Genomic DNA, 19,277 nt, shown 5'->3' on the forward strand with positions numbered 1-19,277 from the left:
CCTGTAGATCAAGCGCCTGGTTCAGAAATGCCTATGGAGCAAGTTCCAAGTATGTACTCTCCTGTAGATCAAGCGCCTGGTTCAGAAATGCCTATGGAGCAAGTTCCAAGTATGTACTCTCCTGTAGATCAAGCGCCTGGTTCAGAAATGCCTATGGAGCAAGTTCCAAGTATGTACTCTCCTGTAGATCAAGCGCCTGGTTCAGAAATGCTTATGGAGCAAGTTCCAAGTATGTACTCTCCTGTAGATCAAGCGCCTGGTTCAGAAATGCCTATGGAGCAAGTTCCGAGTATGCACTCTCCTGTAGATCAAGCACCTGGTTCAGAAATGCCTATGGAGCAAGTTCCAAGTATGCACGCTCCTGTAGAATAGGAGTGGGAAATATCTGTAGAGCTGATGCGGCATGTATTAGCTCTACGGGTGGGTGCCGCAAAGATTCGTAGGATATGAAGAGGAGGCTAAGCAGGGGAATAAGTGTGATGATTTTGAATGCACTTTTATTTTTGACAAGACGGCCCATTGAGTATTTAATCAAGCTTTAATTTTTGAGACAAATAGCTATTTGTAAAATATATAAAGGATGATACTTTTACAATTTGATACAAAAAAAGAGAGTGTGAGAAACAAGTTTTTATGTTGTGTGAGATAAAGCTGAGAAGAAGTAACGTGTCAGTTTTACAGGGTTTATATTAAAGATAGCATTGAAGTTATTTATAATAATAACGTGCAATTGAAATCGGCAATTGAGAGAACAATCAGAAAATTTAATGAAAACCGTTGCAATGACAGTTATTGGTGCTGGTTCTTTTGGTACTGCATTAGCGATTGCTCTTGCTCGTAATGGTCATAATGTTTTACTTTGGGGATATAATTCTCAACACATCAAAAAATTACAAAAACAACGCTGTAATCAAGTATATTTACCTGATATTCGATTTCCTGAAAATTTATTCCTTGAAGCTTCGCTTGAAACTGCAATAACAGCAAGTGATAATATACTAATCGTTGTTCCAAGCCATGTATTTCATCAAGTGTTGTATAATATTCGGCCTTATTTGGGTAAAAATTCACGGGTTATTTGGGCAACGAAAGGTTTAGAACATGGTAGTGGACGTTTCTTACAAGAAGTTGCTCGTGAGATTTTAGGTGAAAAAATCCCTTTAGCTGTTTTTTCTGGACCAACTTTTGCTAAAGAACTCGCTATTGGTTGGCCTACTGCAATGACGATAGCAGCTTCTGATGTTGAGTTTGGTAAAGAATTGCAGCAACTTTTTCATTGTGACAAAAGTTTTCGAGTTTATAAAAGCTCAGATATGATTGGTGTTCAATTAGGGGGAGTCGTCAAAAATGTGATTGCTATTGGTGCAGGGATATCAGATGGTATAGGATTTGGGGCAAATGCACGAATAGCTCTCATCACACGAGGATTAGCTGAAATCAGTCGTTTAGGGGGCGCTATGGGTGCTGAGCTTTCCACATTTATGGGAATGACAGGCTTAGGTGATCTGGTTTTGACATGTACTGATAATCAGTCGCGCAATCGCCGTTTTGGAATACTTCTTGGTAAAGGAATAGATATAAAAGAAGCGGAAAGACAAATTGGTCAGGTTGTGGAAGGGTACTTAAATACCAAGGAAGTACATACGTTAGCACAACGTATTGGGGTAGAAATGCCTATTGTGGAACAAATTTATCAAATTCTCTATTGTGGTAAAAACATAACCGAAGCGGCTAACACATTACTAAGTCGCACTCTCAAGGATGAAATATAATACGATCCTGTATTTTTAAATAATTCCAATCATAAAAAATAGAAACAGCCTATGATAGAAATATAAAATAGATTGTGTTGATTATTGTATAAGAGGATTACCCTCAGCAAATTACAGATTCATATCATTCGATTTTTATGAAATATAGTTGCAATATAAAAGTTTTGGTGCTTGTTAAGCATCTCTTTGAAAATAAATTGTCATTTCTGTTTACATATGTTTATGTAATGTAATGAAAGAGATATTTTAATTTTCTTTTAAATGCCTCTCACAATGATATTCGCAAACAGAATAATAGAAAATTCATTGGAGAGTAGCTACTTATTTATATAAGGTATAAGCTGGAAATATTATTGCTATCATCTAATTTCCAATCTTATTTGCTGCATGTCATAGCTTTTATATGCTAGGTAGGGGGGAGGGTATCACGTATCTCTGTTTGTGTAATCTTTGAAACAAAAATATAGCCTAATTTAGGAAGGATATGAAGTTTTAAAAGTATAGTTCGCATCTTACCATCATTTTTTATTTAGCTTTACGATTTTCAAAAGTATCTAAGGCAATATCTTTTAAATAACAGAGGTTAGCTCATTCTTTTGTTTTTCTCGTTTTTAAATGGGGGTATGCCTTTCACGCAAAACAAAATACTATTGCTCATTCATGTACTTTTTAAAAAAGGCATCTCTCAATGCACGCAATTTCATTCAAAAGTGGTACTATAAAGTATAATGAAAATCCCTGTGAAATACACAAAATCCATTCTTTTTCCCATCTTTACGTTTGTGAAAGAAAAAGCCGACGTTATCACACACTTTTCCAGCCTACAAAGTTTAGGCAGCTTTTGGTCCTTGAAACGGTTCAGTAAAGATATTTATACCTTTTCTTTTCTCTTCATATCAATCCTGTTTTTTTATATGCAAAAAAGTGATTTTTTTGATTCAAATGTGAAGGTTTGAAATTGAAAGTATTATTGTATTTGTGACTGTCTTTTAAACTGAAAAAATAATGTGATTATAAAAATAAGATTGAGTTGTTTATATTGAATTAGAAACTTGAATATCGTGAGATTCTCTCATTTCAAATCTCTCTATGTTGATCAACGAAAATCATTTTCTTGCACGTTACAAGCGGGAAAAGCCGTGTAGATAAAAACGATTAAGAAACGATTAAAAATACCTCTTATGAACCGTCTCAAGTTCTAAAAACTGTTGCTACATTGGGAAGCAAATATAACGATGGTGCTAGGTTTTTCTTCATAAGTGTAAAGATGGGGGTATGCAAATGGTTTTATGGTTCTACTCACGGTTGCTCCCGTCGCGAAATGGATTTGGGAGAAAGATGTCTCTTTAAAAAAGCACGTGAATCGGCAACCCAAGTGTATTGGATTTAGGGTGTTCTGTTTTGCATGAGGGGTGTGATCCCAAAAAGATACATGATAAACAAAGGCGTGAGGGAAAGCATCATCTTTATTATTTAAAAAATATTGCTGTAAATACTTTTTTGAAAATCGTACAGCTGAATGAAAGGATGATAGCAAAGCCGGAAGAGAGTTCCTACAATGTTTTATATTCTTAGGTTGTCTTCCCGTTTCAGAGAGTAATCAAACAGAGATACGCAACACATTTGCTCCCATCTGGCACACAAAAGCTGCAACAGTAGAGAAAGCACTAAATCGCCTTAATATTTGTCCTCAATATATTGCGGCTTTAGGATTGGATGTTGATTGACAAGCAGCAGAAAAAACATGGGCTTTGTTAGAAAAATAACTCCATAAAATATAAAACTTTCCAGCAGAATGGATTGGAAAGATAGACTGGCTTTTTATAAAACACTTTGCAAAACAATAACAATGACACAATTGGCTTTGTGTTTGTTTATCCTTATAGGGAGCATACGCATCCTTTGCGTTATATTCATAAAGATCAGATTGAGAGAAATATATAGATGATCCTTGACTCGAAAAGTTGAAAGGAAAGCGTAATACTACAACAGAATTAGGTTTCCCTTGTGATCAGAGGTATTAAAAATTTTGAAACAAGCCGTTTGCTATTTCGTAACAATTTTTTTCTGCAACCGGTTGTGTTTCCTTGGTGAGAATTGTCTGTCATCATATGTCAATAGATTGAACTTGAAGCATTTCCCCATGAGGTTCGTCTAATAGAGAAAGCGCTCAATATGCGACTAAAGCACTTTATAGATGATCAATTTTATTTTTTAAAGTGGGATGTTTTTTTATCCTTCTTGAGAATCTTCAGTTTTTTTCAATTCTTCAAGTATTGGCATAGACATGATATTATAGCCTGAATCAACATAATGGATTTCGCCCGTAACGCCTGATGATAAGTCAGAGAGTAGATAAAGAGCGGACTTTCCAATTTCATGAATATTCACGGTACGACGTAATGGGGAATTTCGACGTTGATGTGAAAATATCGCACGCGCAGCTGCAATACCATTACCCGCTAAGGTTCTAACAGGACCAGCTGAAATCGCATTGACGCGGATATTTTGTGAGCCAAAGTCCGCCGCTAAATAACGGACCATAGCTTCTAAAGCAGCTTTAGCAACCCCCATGATATTATAATTAGGGACAACTTGCTGTGAAGCGCCATAGGTAAGGGTTAAAAGTGCCCCTCCATTAGGCATAAGCTTGCCCGCACGCTGAGCAATTTCAGTAAAGGAATAAGCTGAAATAACCATTGTACGTTGAAAGTTTTCACGTGTTGTAACATCAACATAACGCCCTTTTAGCTGATTTTTATCTGAAAAACCAATGGCATGGACAATAAAATCAATTGTTTTCCATTCTTTTTCAAGTTTCTCAAAGACGTAGTCAACATTTTCAATTTTTTCAACATCACACTCTAGAACTAATTTACAGCCAAGCTTATCTGCTAGCGGCTGAACACGTTTTCCGAAAGCATCTCCTTGATAAGTTAACGCTAATTCAGCTCCTGCTTGTGCGAGTTGACAGGCAATGCCCCAAGCAATTGAATGGTCATTCGCAATTCCCATAACAAGGCCACGTTTGCCCTCCATCAAACCTTTCATATTATTCTCCGTAAGACCGTACTTTTTTCAATTACTAAGAACTTTCATTTATACATAGCGTTGAAAAATAAGCGTTGCATTGGTACCGCCAAAGCCAAAAGTATTTGACAATACGATATTCAGTTGTTGATGATCACGTCGTTCACGAACGATTGGCATATCAGCAAAAGCTGGATCAAGTTCTTCAATATGAGCACTTTCACAGATGAAATTGTGATTCATCATTAACAATGTATAGATTGCTTCGTGAACACCTGCGGCTCCCAAAGAATGTCCTGTTAGAGATTTGGTGGCAGAAATGGGGGGGCATTGATCGCCTGCTCCAAAAATACGGCGGATAGCTTCTATTTCCGGAGGATCACCAACAGGAGTTGCTGTTGCATGGGGATTGATATAATCAATTTTATTATTGACTGTTGCAAGGGCCATGCGCATGCATCGTTCTGCTCCCTCTCCTGATGGAGCAACCATGTCATGCCCATCGGATGTCGCACCATATCCAACGATTTCTCCGTAGATTTTTGCACCACGTGCTTTAGCGCATTCTAATTCTTCAAGAACTAAAACGCCAGCGCCTCCAGCAATAACAAATCCATCACGGTTGATATCATAGGCACGTGAAGCTTTGTGAGGGATATCATTATATCTGCTAGACATAGCGCCCATAGCATCAAATAAAACAGAAAGCGTCCAATCCAAATCTTCGCATCCGCCGGCAAAGACACGATCCTGCTTGCCATATTGTATCATTTCATAAGCATTCCCAATACAATGATTGGAGGTAGCGCAAGCTGAAGAGATTGAATAATTGACCCCTTTTATTTTAAAAAAAGTTGCCAAGGTTGCAGATGCTGTAGAACTCATTGCTTTAGGCACAACAAAAGGCCCAACACGCTTTGGACCCTTTTGGCGTGTAATGTCAGCAGCTTCAACGATTGACTGCGTTGAAGCACCTCCAGACCCCATAATAATGCCCGTTTTTTCATTGGATACTTCATGGGGCTCTAAACCTGCATCAGCAATTGCTTGATCCATGGCGATATGATTCCATGCTGTTCCACGTCCATGAAAACGCAGAGCACGTCGATCTACGAGTTCTTCTATATTAATATCAGGTTTACCGTAAACTCTGCTACGAAAGCCTAATTCAGCATATTGAGGTGCGTAAGAAATTCCGGATTTTGCTTCATATAAACTGGTTAAAACGGCTTGGGGTTCATTTCCAATCGCAGAGACAATTCCCATTCCAGTTATAACAACTCGACGCATTCATACCTCCTTATTCCATACAGAATAGTAAAAAATTTTTCCTGATGAAAAGAACCTTCAGTCTTCTTTGAATAAAGCAACACGCAAATCATTGGCCTTATAAATAGTTTCGCCATCTGCCTTTAGCCATCCATCAGCTATTCCTAAGACTAAATTTCCACGTCGAATACGCTTAAAATCTATTCCATATTCAAGAAGTTTGGCTTGTGGCGTTACCATACCTGATAACTTTACTTCACCTGTTGATATCGCTCTTCCTTTCCCTGGTTCACCCAACCAACCAAGAAAAAAGCCTGTTAATTGCCACATACCATCCAATCCAAGACATCCGGGCATAACGGGATCGCCTATAAAGTGACAATTAAAGAACCACATGTCTGGTGTAATGTCAAATTCGGCACGAACCATTCCTTTATCGTATTCGCCACCAGTTTCACTGATTTGAGTGATTCGATGAATCATCAACATTGGCGGTGCCGGCAATTGCGCATTACCCCTACCAAACATTTCGCCGCGAGCGCAGCTTAGAAGCTCTTCATAAGTGTAGCGAGACTTTTGTTCAGCCATAGTTACTCCGTTTATTTGCATATATCTTTATTTCTGCGCTTTTCTCTGACCTACTTTTAGAGCAAATTTTAAAGAGAGGGAAATGATTTTATATCATTTTTAATGACAAAAGCCCTTTTTTATGTATTCTACATAAATAATTATTTAAAATGGAATACAAGGTTGCACTGTACTGTTCCCGTTTTATTTTATATTGTTATCTTATTGAAGCAGGAAGATATTTGGGTTTGTAATACGTTAGGGAGTGCAGGCGATTTAGATATGAATGAAGAGCAACAGTCGACAAAAGAGTGTGGAGAAGGTGTGCAATATTATTCCACTTCTATGCTAGAAAAGCGTTTGCGTGAAAATGGTTTACGTCCAACACGGCAGCGGTTGGAGCTTGCACATATGATTTTTTCTGAAGGAGATCGTCATATTACTGCTGAAGAGCTCTATGAGGAAGCGGTGAAGGTGGGTGTTCCTGTATCCTTAGCAACGGTTTACAATACACTTCATCAATTTACGGAAGCGGGGTTATTACGGATTATTGCCGTAGAGGGGTCGAAGACTTGGTTTGATACAAATACCTCTGATCACTACCATTTTTATATAGAAGGTAAAAATCGTATTCTTGATATTCCTTGCAATTTGGGAGAGTCTCCCATTATTGGGAATTTACCCAAACCACCAGAGGGTATGGAAATTTCACATGTTGATTTGATCGTGCGATTAAGACCAAAGAATCAATCTTGTGATAGGGAGCAGGGATATTCAATGAGGAATAAGAATTAAACTTAATGCGTTTGAGCATTCACCAACCTTTTATTTTTTCATCAGGATAGATCCCCCATAATTGAGGTTGAGGGAGCCATCCGTGAACATTATTAAGAGTGATTTCGCACCATTGTCCATCGCATTGGTGGATATTGCCAACGACGTTAGGCTCTACTTCTGCTACAAGTTCTGCGTTGTCGGCGGGTTTTTTTCGCAGCATCAGCCTTTTTGTTTTATCTTTTTGCCATGGAATAGTTATAGCAGTTCGCTTTCCTGATAAAAGCGATTGATACACCCACCCTTCATCACCTTCTGCATCACGAATTTTGCGCCATTGATCATATTCTTGGATGATTTCAATAGGTAATCCCTTCTTTTTGTAAGTAAAAATGATAGAATAGTTACTTCCTGGCCCAACGCGTACATTAACACGAGTGGGTTTAATCGAAGCAAATCGCGGAAGTGGTAAACCACTGGCGCCTAAATTTTGATCAAGGGTTTGTGCGCGCAACAAACGCGGCGAACTTAATACAATGACTTTTGCTATTAAGATACATGATGCAACCATTAAAACGCGAAACCAACGAAAATTTTGCACACTAAACTCCTTTATTTCGTGATATATTGGCTATTTAAAATTTGGAAGATAAGATTGGAGACAGATAAAAATTATGCCATATCGCCCGTTAACGAGATCTAAACAATGAAAAAATTGTTACGAGAAGAGAAAAATAAAGAAAACAAGCATTTGAATTCCTTAGTGCTTATGGTGTTTATGAGAGTATAACTGTAAATAAATATTTGATTTTTAGCGAACTATGCATAAGAAAAATATTAAAACAGTAAAGCATAGTTATGCATATTGTGAATATGGAAACTGTTCAATAAAGGGATTATGGTGTGGCTTAAGAAGACAGTTTTGAATGGATAAAAGAATACGATGCATGAAGCATTTAAGTGTAAAAATATGAGAAACATTATAGAGTAGCTTATATAAAGGGCTAATTTGGACAGGGGTATTTTCTATGATACTCCAATCTATAAAATTTATTATACGATGATCTTATGCAATGATAATGCTTATCCGTATATTATAAACTGGCACCATCATTCTATTTTACAGCTCTCAATGTTATCAGTTCCTATTATTTAGAGCATTCATAAGAAGCATTTTTTTTTATTTGCAGATGCCTCCCGCTTGCCGATGTGCAAGCAAAAATCTCGATAGATTCAATATGAGAGGGTGTTGAGAGAATTTACTGTATTCAGAGTTATTACCTAATATGAAAGACGATTACTTATGAAGATAAATCAATAAGTTATCAATTTTAATTCGTTATTTAAATTGTAAAAACATCTTCATCAAAAGTGGTAATATAAGGCATTTACACTCATAATTAAAATATGAGTGTTTTCTCTATTTATTTTCAATTTTCTGTTGTTTCAACTCAGTATAAAAAAGTTTAATAAAATAAGCAGGATTATTCAATACGCTTATGAGGTTAATTACATAAGTGAATAGAAAAAATTATGTATTTTCACATTCTTATACACACAATCGCATATTGCGATTGTTATTTGTGTTTTGCAATCAGATCTAAAACCTTCGAAAGATGCAGAATATTTAAGTACAAAAAAAGGCCATTATCATCAAACGTGCACATAAGAAACAATTATTTAAGAGATAAAAAGAAGGTGTAAGATTATAGCGAAAAGTGATAACAAAATACCTTACACTCAATCCACATTTTACACAAGTCGCTTAAATCTCTAAAGTGTCATTTGTTATCTGTTTTTGAAAATGAGAAAAGTGAAGCAAAATTCATCTCTCTGATAAAAAAATTATCACTTTCAGGTCATTAATACATTAGTTTATATAACAATACTAAACAATATTGCACAAAAAACACCACAGGCAAATAACTTATTGCAATTGCCTATAAAGATAAAATTGGGAGGTAGATTATACTCTATTGCTTATGCAATTCTCTGATGTATCAAAAGTATATCACTTTACCACAGCAATTCGCCCGTTACTGACAAAACCTTCTCTTTGCGCACGCTTACGAGCAAGCTTACGTGCACGACGAATAGCCTCAGCTTTTTCGCGAGCACGCTTTTCAGATGGCTTTTCATAATAACTACGCATTTTCATTTCACGGAAGATACCTTCACGTTGCATTTTTTTCTTCAACGCGCGGAGCGCTTGATCAACATTATTATCACGAACGAGTACTTGCACTATCTATCCTGCTTTTTTCAGTGTCATAAATTATAGGAAAAACCCACGTCCTTGTTAGAGGTATATTCAAAAGAACAAGGGCTTATATCATATAAATAAGACATTTGTCTATATAGCTTTTTAAAATTCTATTCTTTTTGTAATAAAATGCTTTTTATAATGAATGATAGAGTTTACGGCTATAAACTTATGAAAGCCCTTGTATTTGATCATTTTCATCAAGATAAATTTTTTCAGCGGTAGGGTAATGCGGTAAACCGGGCATGGTCATAACATCTCCACAAATGACAACAATAAAACCGGCTCCAGCGGAGAGACGAACTTCTCGTACGGGAATTTCAAAATCAACAGGAGCACCATATTGCTTGGGATCAGCAGAAAAAGAATAAGGTGTCTTTGCCATACAAATAGGGTAGGTGCTAAAACCTTCTTTTTCCCAATCTTCAAGTTGTTTAAGAATAGGAGCTGAGATGATGGCGCCACGCCCACCGTATAGCTTTGTTATAATACAATTAATTTTTTGAACGAGGGGAATATCATCTTGATAGAGAACTTTAAAATTAGAATTTTGCTTTTCAATCAAGGTGACGAGTTCTTGTGCAAGTTCTATAGCACCTTTCCCACCTTGTTCCCAATGTTTACAAATAATAGCTTTATGTCCAGTTGTTGACACTATTTTTTGTAATGTTCGTATTTCAGCATCGCTATCGCTGTCAAAATGATTAATTGCGACAATACAAGGGATACCGTAGAGTTCCATGTTTTTTATATGTCGTAAAAGATTAGCTGCACCCTTTCCTAAAGCGGTGATATTTTCTTCTTTCAGGCTATTCTTCTCCACACCACCATTCATTTTTAATGCACGAATCGTTGCGACAATCACTGTTGCATTTGGTACAATACCTGCTTGTCGACATTTGATGTTGAAGAACTTTTCTGCCCCAAGGTCGGCTCCAAATCCTGCTTCTGTGACAACATAATCAGCGAGTTTTAAAGCGGTTTTTGTTGCTATAACTGAGTTGCACCCATGAGCAATATTGGCAAAAGGCCCTCCATGAACGAGAACAGGATTATTTTCAATTGTTTGTACAAGATTAGGTTGTATGGCGTCTTTGAGAAGAACTGCCATTGCGCCTTCTGCATTGAGATCAGCCACTGTTACGGGTGTTTTATCATAACGATAGGCAACAATAATTTTTTTGAGTCTTTGTGTGAGATTTTCTAAATTTTCAGAAAGACAAAGAATCGCCATAACTTCTGATGCAACAGTAATGTCAAAACCTGTTTGGCGTGGAAAACCATTTGTTATACCCCCCAATGAAATAACGATATCGCGTAATGCACGGTCATTCATATCAAGAACGCGTTTCCAAACAATGCGACGTGGATCAATGTTTAGAGTATTTCCCCAATAGATATGATTATCGATCATTGCGGTAAGAAGATTATGCGCTGCTGTAATAGCATGAAAATCACCGGTGAAATGTAAATTAAGATCATCCATTGGGACGACTTGCGCATAACCACCACCAGCGGCACCACCCTTTACACCAAAACAGGGGCCTAAAGACGGTTCTCTTAAAGTGGCTATTGTTTTTTTGCCAATGAAATTAAGAGCATCACTCAGTCCAACGGTTGTTGTTGTTTTTCCTTCTCCAGCAGGTGTGGGATTGATAGCCGTGACGAGGATAAGTTTACCATCTGGATTTTTATTGAGCGATTTTATGTATGCAGAAGAAATTTTAGCTTTATCATGTCCATAGGGAATGAGGTTTTCATGGGTGATACCAATTTTTTGTGCAATTTCAGTAATATGCTGCTTTTTAGCAGCGCGAGCAATTTCAATATCTGTTTGAGGCATGGAAAAATTCTTTAAACTGAGCTTTTTAACATTCTGCATCTGTATTCTATGGGTTAATGAGAAGAATCCATAGAGAATAGACAGTGTAAGGTATCATAGAGGTCAATGATGTGTTACGCAAGAGATAATGCTAAAGGATGACAAGAGGAGCTTTATCATTTTTGGAAAAAAAGAATCTCTATGTTTTTAGTTTCGATAAGTTTTTAGCTAGCCTGCAATATCACGCTCAACATCAGCTCATGATGAACATCAGAAAAAAGTCTTTGGGGAATTAATTTAAAAACTTTTTATGCAGCGATATTGATGCGATATTGATGTCTTATAATTTGTGGTGGCTCACCTAAAATTCTTCTTAATATGGAGCAGACAGAAATGAAATGTTCAGAAAGATTCATTGATGGAAAAGGTAAAAATAAGCACGTAAAAAATTATCCAACGGATTAAAAAGCGTTATCCAGAAGAAATCAAAAACAAGCGCATAGATTGAGAAAAGAAAGCAACAACACTTACCAATTCACGCAATCGCTACGATTATTGCTAATAAAACACCTTTAGATTGAAGAACGCATAACATTCCATTCTGTTAAAATGGCTAAAAAAACGACTCACAATAAAATGAAATAAAAGCCTAAAGAGATCAAAGATAGGCAAGAAATATATTCCATAAAAAGAATTCAAAAAGCTTGAATTTATGAGATATTGGTTATCGATGTGGCGCACCCGAAGAGATTCGAACTCCTGACCCCCAGATTCGTAGTCTGGTGCTCTATCCAGCTGAGCTACGGGTGCACACATTTCGATTTTATATATTGTCTAAGACAAAGGGTTCCTAATCGTTTCATCAAAGAAATGCAAGTGAAACTTGGGGCGTCATAAAAAAATCTCTTTTTTTTATGAGAAATTAAAAAAAGTTATCATATATTATGGGGTCATTGAGATTTTTGATAGGGTCGTTTTTTGTTGTGCCCGTACAAAGCAATATGAACGATAGTTAACTTGACGTTTTCGTCTATGCACGATAGTTAGGCCAGAGATGAGATATGTTTTTACGGTGGGGGGTAAGATATATACCTGCTGTTTGGTTGTTATGTAAAACGCCGATATTACTGTTGAAAACTATTTTAAGTAAATATGATACAGTAAGGGTAGATGTATGGCGTTATTAAAAAAGATCTTTCCATGGGTGTTGTTAATTATCGTTTTAACAGTTACTTATTGGGCTGGAAAACAGAGTGCAGAACACCCCATTTCTATGGTGGATAAAACGAATGTATCATATAAAGCTTCAAAAGGAAAAAGAGAAAAACCACCGACAAATGTTGTTGTTGATTTTGTAAAAACTCAAGATTTTTATGAATACCTTAACGTTATTGGGAGTGGAAAGGCACTTTCTGAAGTAGATTTAACCCCTTTATCATCAGGTGTTATTGATAAGCTTTTTGTATCTGCTGGTACAAAAGTACAAGTGGGGGACATGATTGCAAAGCTTGATTCTAAAAAGGAAGAAATAGCGGCTGCAAAAGCAAAAGTACAACGTGATAATAACGCATTAACGCTTTCGCGGATTCTTAAATTACGAGCCAGCAATACAGCAACAGAAGTTCAAGAAATTACGTCACGCTTAGAGTTAGATAATGCAAATTTGGTTTTACGGAATGCTGAGGTAGATCTCGACCGGCGAACAATTTATGCACCAATCGCTGGAGTTGTTGGTATTCTCCCTGTTGATGTGGGGAATAACGTGACTCTTAATACTGTAATAGGCCGTATTGAGAATAGAGAACGTATTTTGGTCGATATATGGGTCCCTGAACGATATGTATCGCGTATCCATAAAGGAGATAAGGTAACGGCAACATTAACAGCGCAGCCAGATAAGTCTTTTGTTGGGCATATTTATGCAATTGATAATGTCGTTGATTCAGACAGTCGCACACTTCATGCTCAAGTTGAAATCAATAATGAAAAAGATATGCTCATGTCTGGTATGTCCTTTTCTGTTGCCTTGCAATTTCATGGTGGTTCTTTTCCGGTCGTTAATCCTCTTGCGATTCAATGGAACAGTAAAGGGTCATTCGTTTGGCGTGTGAAAGAAGGAAAAGTAGAGCCTATTCCCGTATCGATTATTCAGCATAAAGCAGATCAAGTTTTCGTGAAAGCCTCTTTAGAAAATGGTGATCAAGTTGTTATTCAAGGGGTGCAAATGCTTTATCCAGGAAGTAAAGTAATTATTGATGATCCAAAGTCCCATCAACAGCAATTATCAGCAGTTTATGGAACGGATATGCAATGAGCCAAGAATGGAATGCAAAACAGCCAATGTCAAAGGCAGAGCAAGGAGGTCTCATTGCCTTCTTTATTCGTAGACCGGTTTTTACTTTTGTTTTAAATGCCATGATCATCATCGCGGGATTTGCAGCATGGTTGAATGTTGATGTGCGAGAATTACCCGATGTTGATACGCCAGTAACAACGGTTGTGACGATGTTTTCTGGTGCGTCGGCGGAAACAATTGATCGTGAAGTAACAAAAGTTATAGAAGATGCTGTTTCTCGTGTTTCAGGTGTTAAGACGATTTCTTCAACGTCTTCTTTTGGACGCTCCCGTGTGCAGATTAATTTTAATGTCGGTGTTGATTTGAATGTAGCGGCATCTGATATCCGTGATGCTCTGTCTCGCATTGCTTATTCTTTACCCAAAAATGCAGATGTCCCTTTGATCATTAAAGCAGATTCGAATGCTGCTGCCATGATGTATTTGGTTGTAACATCACCAACAATGAGTATTGATGATTTAACTGCAGTTGTAGACGATCAGATTGTTGATGCAATTTCTGCTGTTGATGGTGTTGGTGATGTCCAGGTCGCAAGTGCGCGCGCAAAGATTTTTCAGATTGATATAGATCAAGCAAAACTTGCAAGTTATGGATTAACTGTTGCAGATATTTCACGTGTTCTTGCTGATATGACAACGGATGTGCCAGTAGGATCATTACGCAATTCTAAGCAAACTTTAGTTGTCCGTGCCACCGCACGTTTAACAACACCAGAATCTTTTGAACAAGTTGTTTTAAAGCCTCGTGTACATCTTGGTGATGTTGCGCATGTGACTTTGTCACCCGATATAGAAAACGTTATTCTCCGTATCAACGGAAAGACAGGGATTGGATTAGGTATTGTGCGTAAAGCACAATCCAATACCCTTAATATTTCTGCAGGCGTGAGAGCCGTTGTTGATAATCTCAGAAGTATAGTTCCTTCTTCTGTACATATAGACGTTATTAGTGACGATGCAATTTTTATTAAAAGCGCCCTTCATGAGGTTGAGGTTGCGTTGCTCATTGCTATTTTAAGCGTTATCTTGGTTATTTTTCTTTTTCTCAAAGACATTCGTGTAACGCTGATACCTGCTGTATCTCTTCCAGTTGCTTTGATTGGTACCATTGCAGCTATTTATCTTGTAGGGTTTTCATTGAATATTCTCACATTTTTAGGGCTTGTTTTGGCAACAGGGCTTGTTGTGGATGATGCCATTGTTGTTCTGGAAAATATTGTTCGATGGCGCAATATGGGGATAGGTTCTAGGGCCGCAGCGGTATTAGGAACCCGTGAAGTTTTTTTTGCTGTTATCGCAACAACATTGACTTTAGTGGCTGTGTTTGTCCCTATTTCTTTTCTTCCTGGGCAAGTTGGAGGACTTTTTAGAGAATTTGGTTTTGTTTTGGCAATTTCTATTCTGCTTTCTTCAGTCGGTGCCTTAACGCTTTGTCCTATGTTGGCTTCACGTTTTCTCAAAGAACATGTTGAGGAAAAAGAAGAAAAAGCCCATCATCATTTTACTTTTTTATATAAATGGGGTTCTTTTTTTCATAAGGCATATACTTACAGTTTGCATAAATGTTTAGGAAAGCCTTGGGCTGTTGTTTTTGCTTCACTTGTTTTTGCAGCGCTTTGCGTTGGAGGTTATACGAAGTTGCAACAGGAATTAACGCCAGCAGAAGACAGAGCCTTTATCTTTTTGGTTATTAATGGACCACAAGGTATTTCAACACAATATTTGAACGAGCAGGTAGAGCAAATTGAAGAAAATCTACAGCCATTACGTGATACGGGTGAGATTGCTAATAATTACTCTATCGCGGGTATTGGCGGTTCACCCAATACTGCTTTTTTAATTTTATTGCTTTCATCTTGGGATAAACGTTTACGCAGTCAGCAAGAAATCGTTAAAGATGTTAACGCAAGGGTTAGCCAATTTCCGGCAGTTTTGGTGTTTGCTGCACAGGGAAATTCTCTAGGTGTGAGAGGAATTGGGCAAGGGTTACAATTTGCAATTCTTGGCAATGATTATGCGACATTACAACCCATTGCTGATAAGTTGGTGCGTGCTTTACAAGCTGATCCGCGTTTTATTCGCCCACGTCTTACTGTTGATGCCACACAACCGCAATTTTTTATTGAAATCAATCGAAAAAAAGCCTCCGATTTAGGGATTGATGTCACCAATTTGGGTGATACATTACAAGCAATGTTGGATGGTAAAAAGGTTGGTTCCATTAATGTGGATGACCATTCTTACGATGTTAAATTGATATCGCGTAAAAATCCTATGAAGAGTCCTAGTGATTTAGAAAATATTTTTTTAAAGACCAAAGATAGTCGATATGTTCCTTTATCGGTTATTGCACATTTACATGAAAAAGCTATCGCTCCCCAATTAAAACGGGAAAAGCGCATGAGTGCTGTCATTTTAAGTGCAAATCTTGCTCCAGGTATCACTTTAGGGGATGCTTACCAAACTGTGCAGAAAATTGCTTCTCCTTTGTTATCGAAAGGAACCTACGTGGTTCCCTTAGGAGAAGCTGAAACAATGAGTGAAACATCTTCCAATTTTATGATTGTTTTTGGTATTGCTTTTTTGATTATTTTATTGGTTTTAGCGGCTCAGTTTGAAAGCTTTATTTCAGGATTCATTATCATGGCCACTGTTCCATTAGGGATTGGTTGTGCTGTAATTGCTATGCTCTTAAGTGGTGTGAGTCTTAATATTTACAGTCAAATTGGATTAATTTTGTTAATTGGCGTTATGGCAAAAAATGGTATTCTGATTGTTGAATTTGCAGATCAATTACGTGATAAGGGAAGAAGCGTGCGTGAAGCTGTAGAAGAAGCAGCAAATATTCGCCTTCGTCCAGTTTGTATGACAATGATTTGTGCCATTTTAGGGGGGATTCCTTTGGTTTTAGCCAAAGGTGCTGGAGCAGAAGCTCGTATAGCTTTAGGTTGGGTTATCGTTGGTGGTTTAGGTTTAGCAACTATTTTTACGCTTTACGTTACACCAGTTGTTTATCTTTTTTTAGGGCGTTTTATAAGACCAAAAGCAGAAGAAGATTTGCGCTTAACAAAAGAACTCAATCAAGTTAAACGATGTATCGAGTAGAAAAGATTTGAAAGTTTTATTCTTGTAAAAATATCATTTTTAGATCTTATTTTTTTACGTTTATATTTATATTCCTTCATTTTTTGTGTGCGCAGTGAAAAGAGTGAGCAATCAAGGAGATGTTTTTTTGCTTTGTTATTGTTTGGGCATAGATTTCATTATCAATAACCCTATAGGATAAGCGCATGGGAGATAGCTTTTCGATTCGCAATGAAAAGGCTTTTGAAGCTGCATTAAGAGCTTTAAAAAGCCATGCTAAAAAGGATGGGGTCTATGATATTCGTCGGCATTTTGTAGAGGATGACCAGCGTTTTTCTCATTTTTCTCTCAGGCTTGATGATCTTCTTTTCGATTTTTCAAAATGTGGTGTAACATTTAAGACATTGCAACTATTAGATGATTTAGCTGTCGCAGCAAATGTGTTAGGCAGGCGTGATGCAATGTTTTCGGGTCAAGCTATTAATACAACTGAAAAACGCTCCGTTCTTCATACTGCATTGCGTTTACCTGCTGACGAAATTTTCATGTTGGATGGTTATGATCTTATTCCTGATATTCAAGATGTCCTTGAAGATATGGAAAGATTTTCTGAAAAGGTACGTGATGGCAGCTATAAAGGAAGCAGTGGAAAGAGAATAAGTGATATTGTTAATATTGGTATTGGGGGCTCTGATCTTGGTCCTGCAATGGTCACATATGCTTTAAAACCTTATCATGATGGTCCACGTTGCCATTTTGTTTCTAACGCTGACAGCGCCCATATTTCTGATACTCTCTCTATTTTGAATCCAGCCACAACGCTTTTTGTCATTGCTTCTAAGACTTTTACAACGGCTGAAACAATTGTAAATGCTCAAGTTGCACGCCAGTGGATTTGTTCACATTTAGGGGAAGAAGCTATTCACACGCATTTTGTTGCTGTTTCGAGTGCGTTTGATAAAGTGGCAGAATTTGGCATAAATTCCGCAAGAGTTTTTAAATTTTGGAATTGGGTTGGAGGACGTTATTCAATTTGGTCCGCCGTTGGGCTTGTTGTTATGTTTGCAATAGGGGGGCAAAATTTTCGCCAATTTCTCAATGGTGCTTTGCAAATGGACCAACATTTTAAAACCATGCCTTTGCATAAAAATATTCCTATTCGATTTGCTCTTTTAGGGTTCTGGCATCGTGTTATTTGTGGTTATTCATCACGTTCTATCATTCCTTATGCACAGCGCTTAATACATTTTCCAGCTTATTTACAACAGCTTGATATGGAATCAAATGGGAAGCAAGTTTCGTTGGATGGAAAACCATTAAATTTTTCAAGTGGTCCGATCGTTTGGGGTGATTCAGGAACAAATAGCCAGCATGCTTTTTTTCAGCTTCTGCATCAAGGAACAGATGTTGTTCCTGTAGAATTTATTTTATTTATAAAAGGGCATGAGAAAAATTTACATTCTATGTATGAGATATTGCTCGCAAACGGTTTAGCGCAATCAAAAGCCTTGATGAAAGGGCGTAGTATTGAAGATACTCGGCATATCTTGATAAAAAATGGCGTTGATGAACGTGAAGCAGATTACTTAGCACTTCATAGAAGTTTTAAAGGAAACCGTCCCAGTATTACGTTGGTTCAAGATTTATTAACGCCTTTTGCACTCGGTCGTCTCATTGCGCTTTATGAACATCGTATTTTTGTTGAAGGTATTTTAATGAATATTAATTCATTTGATCAATGGGGTGTTGAGCTTGGTAAAGAATTAGCAAATGAGTTACTCCCCATTCTTCGTGGAGAAAGTAAAGCGGAGAATCGCGATAGTTCAACATTAGGATTGCTTGCCCATATTCAAGCAAGACGTGCAAAATAAATATAATTTTATAAGAGTGTCTGCACAAACTTAAGCAAAGGTAGAGTGAGAGAGAAATATGAGACAATTCTCTATTTTACTCTGCACTCCCTTATTTTTTGCATTGGATTTTGATAATAGAAAATCATAAAAAGAGCAAAAAACAGATTTTACAGCTCCTGTACAGTATTTGTGAAACAACTTTCCATGTGAAAAAGGTCTTTAAATGCTGCGCTATCAGAAGGAGATAGGTATCTTATGAGAAGATCTTCTATTTCTGCATTATATGGCTTCTATATATTCATATAGTTTTGGCGCGCCTTTATTTATTTTACAAGAGCTATCTATTTACTTAAAAGGCTTAGAAATTATAAACTTCATGGAAGTCCAATATCAATTTCTAGGGATAGATAATGACAAGCATAAATTGGCGCGCATTGGTCAATTGCAAACAACAAGAATCCCAGAAATGCTGAGTTTTAAGCTATATC

At 37.2% G+C, this 19,277-nt stretch carries 11 protein-coding genes, 1 tRNA gene and 1 pseudogene; 6 read left to right on the plus strand and 7 right to left on the minus strand.

Annotation, left to right across the window (positions count from 1 at the left end):
• Both HWX04_RS04105 and gpsA read left to right on the plus strand, forming a co-directional pair.
• Positions 1–372: pseudogene (locus tag HWX04_RS04105) on the plus strand (cytochrome o ubiquinol oxidase subunit IV); the annotation flags it as partial.
• Between the two features lie 395 nt (positions 373–767).
• A complete protein-coding gene (gene gpsA, locus HWX04_RS04110) occupies positions 768–1,772 on the plus strand; it encodes an NAD(P)H-dependent glycerol-3-phosphate dehydrogenase (RefSeq protein ID WP_175868952.1) in 1,005 nt (334 codons plus the stop codon).
• A gap of 2,232 nt (positions 1,773–4,004) precedes the next feature.
• Here the strand turns inward: gpsA and fabI are convergent.
• The 3 genes from fabI to fabA are packed head-to-tail and all read right to left on the minus strand — an operon-like array spanning position 4,005 to position 6,659.
• On the minus strand, positions 4,005–4,823 hold the full coding sequence (gene fabI, locus HWX04_RS04115; RefSeq protein WP_175868953.1) for an enoyl-ACP reductase FabI: 819 nt from the start codon (positions 4,821–4,823) through the stop codon (positions 4,005–4,007).
• A gap of 48 nt (positions 4,824–4,871) precedes the next feature.
• Complete coding sequence (fabB, locus tag HWX04_RS04120) at positions 4,872–6,092, minus strand: beta-ketoacyl-ACP synthase I (RefSeq protein WP_175868954.1); 1,221 nt, start codon at positions 6,090–6,092, stop codon at positions 4,872–4,874.
• A 57-nt stretch (positions 6,093–6,149) separates the two neighbouring features.
• Positions 6,150–6,659 carry a 3-hydroxyacyl-[acyl-carrier-protein] dehydratase FabA gene (gene fabA / locus HWX04_RS04125; protein WP_175868955.1) on the minus strand — a complete coding sequence of 170 codons (510 nt, stop codon included), beginning with the start codon at positions 6,657–6,659 and terminating at the stop codon, positions 6,150–6,152.
• Between the two features lie 261 nt (positions 6,660–6,920).
• On the opposite strand from fabA, the gene irrA reads away from it, so the two are divergent.
• The gene (irrA, locus tag HWX04_RS04130; RefSeq protein WP_175868967.1) at positions 6,921–7,433 is read left to right on the plus strand and encodes an iron response transcriptional regulator IrrA; all 513 of its coding nucleotides are present in this window, start codon (positions 6,921–6,923) and stop codon (positions 7,431–7,433) included.
• A gap of 19 nt (positions 7,434–7,452) precedes the next feature.
• On the opposite strand, the gene HWX04_RS04135 is transcribed toward irrA, so the two are convergent.
• From HWX04_RS04135 to HWX04_RS04150, 4 genes are all read right to left on the minus strand, one after another.
• Entirely contained in the window at positions 7,453–8,013 is a 561-nt protein-coding gene (locus HWX04_RS04135; protein WP_175868956.1) for an SH3 domain-containing protein, read from the minus strand.
• A gap of 1,410 nt (positions 8,014–9,423) precedes the next feature.
• The gene (rpsU, locus tag HWX04_RS04140) at positions 9,424–9,657 is read right to left on the minus strand and encodes a 30S ribosomal protein S21 (RefSeq protein ID WP_175868957.1); all 234 of its coding nucleotides are present in this window, start codon (positions 9,655–9,657) and stop codon (positions 9,424–9,426) included.
• 187 nt (positions 9,658–9,844) lie between these two features.
• A complete protein-coding gene (locus HWX04_RS04145; RefSeq protein WP_175868958.1) occupies positions 9,845–11,518 on the minus strand; it encodes a formate--tetrahydrofolate ligase in 1,674 nt (557 codons plus the stop codon).
• 712 nt (positions 11,519–12,230) lie between these two features.
• A tRNA-Arg gene (locus HWX04_RS04150) sits at positions 12,231–12,307 on the minus strand.
• Between the two features lie 364 nt (positions 12,308–12,671).
• On the opposite strand from HWX04_RS04150, the gene HWX04_RS04155 reads away from it, so the two are divergent.
• The 3 genes from HWX04_RS04155 to pgi all read left to right on the plus strand — a co-directional run bounded on the left by HWX04_RS04155 (position 12,672) and on the right by pgi (position 18,807).
• Entirely contained in the window at positions 12,672–13,811 is a 1,140-nt protein-coding gene (locus HWX04_RS04155) for an efflux RND transporter periplasmic adaptor subunit (RefSeq protein ID WP_175868959.1), read from the plus strand.
• Complete coding sequence (locus HWX04_RS04160) at positions 13,808–16,957, plus strand: efflux RND transporter permease subunit (RefSeq protein WP_175868960.1); 3,150 nt, start codon at positions 13,808–13,810, stop codon at positions 16,955–16,957. Before HWX04_RS04155 ends, HWX04_RS04160 begins: the two co-directional genes overlap by 4 nt.
• 185 nt (positions 16,958–17,142) lie before the next feature.
• Positions 17,143–18,807 (plus strand): glucose-6-phosphate isomerase, encoded by a 1,665-nt coding sequence (gene pgi / locus HWX04_RS04165; RefSeq protein ID WP_175868961.1) that lies wholly within the window; start codon positions 17,143–17,145, stop codon positions 18,805–18,807.
• The last annotated feature ends 470 nt before the right edge of the window (positions 18,808–19,277 follow it).

The sequence above is a fragment of the Bartonella gabonensis genome, assembly GCF_903679515.1.
Taxonomy (GTDB): Bacteria; Pseudomonadota; Alphaproteobacteria; order Rhizobiales; family Rhizobiaceae; genus Bartonella; species Bartonella gabonensis.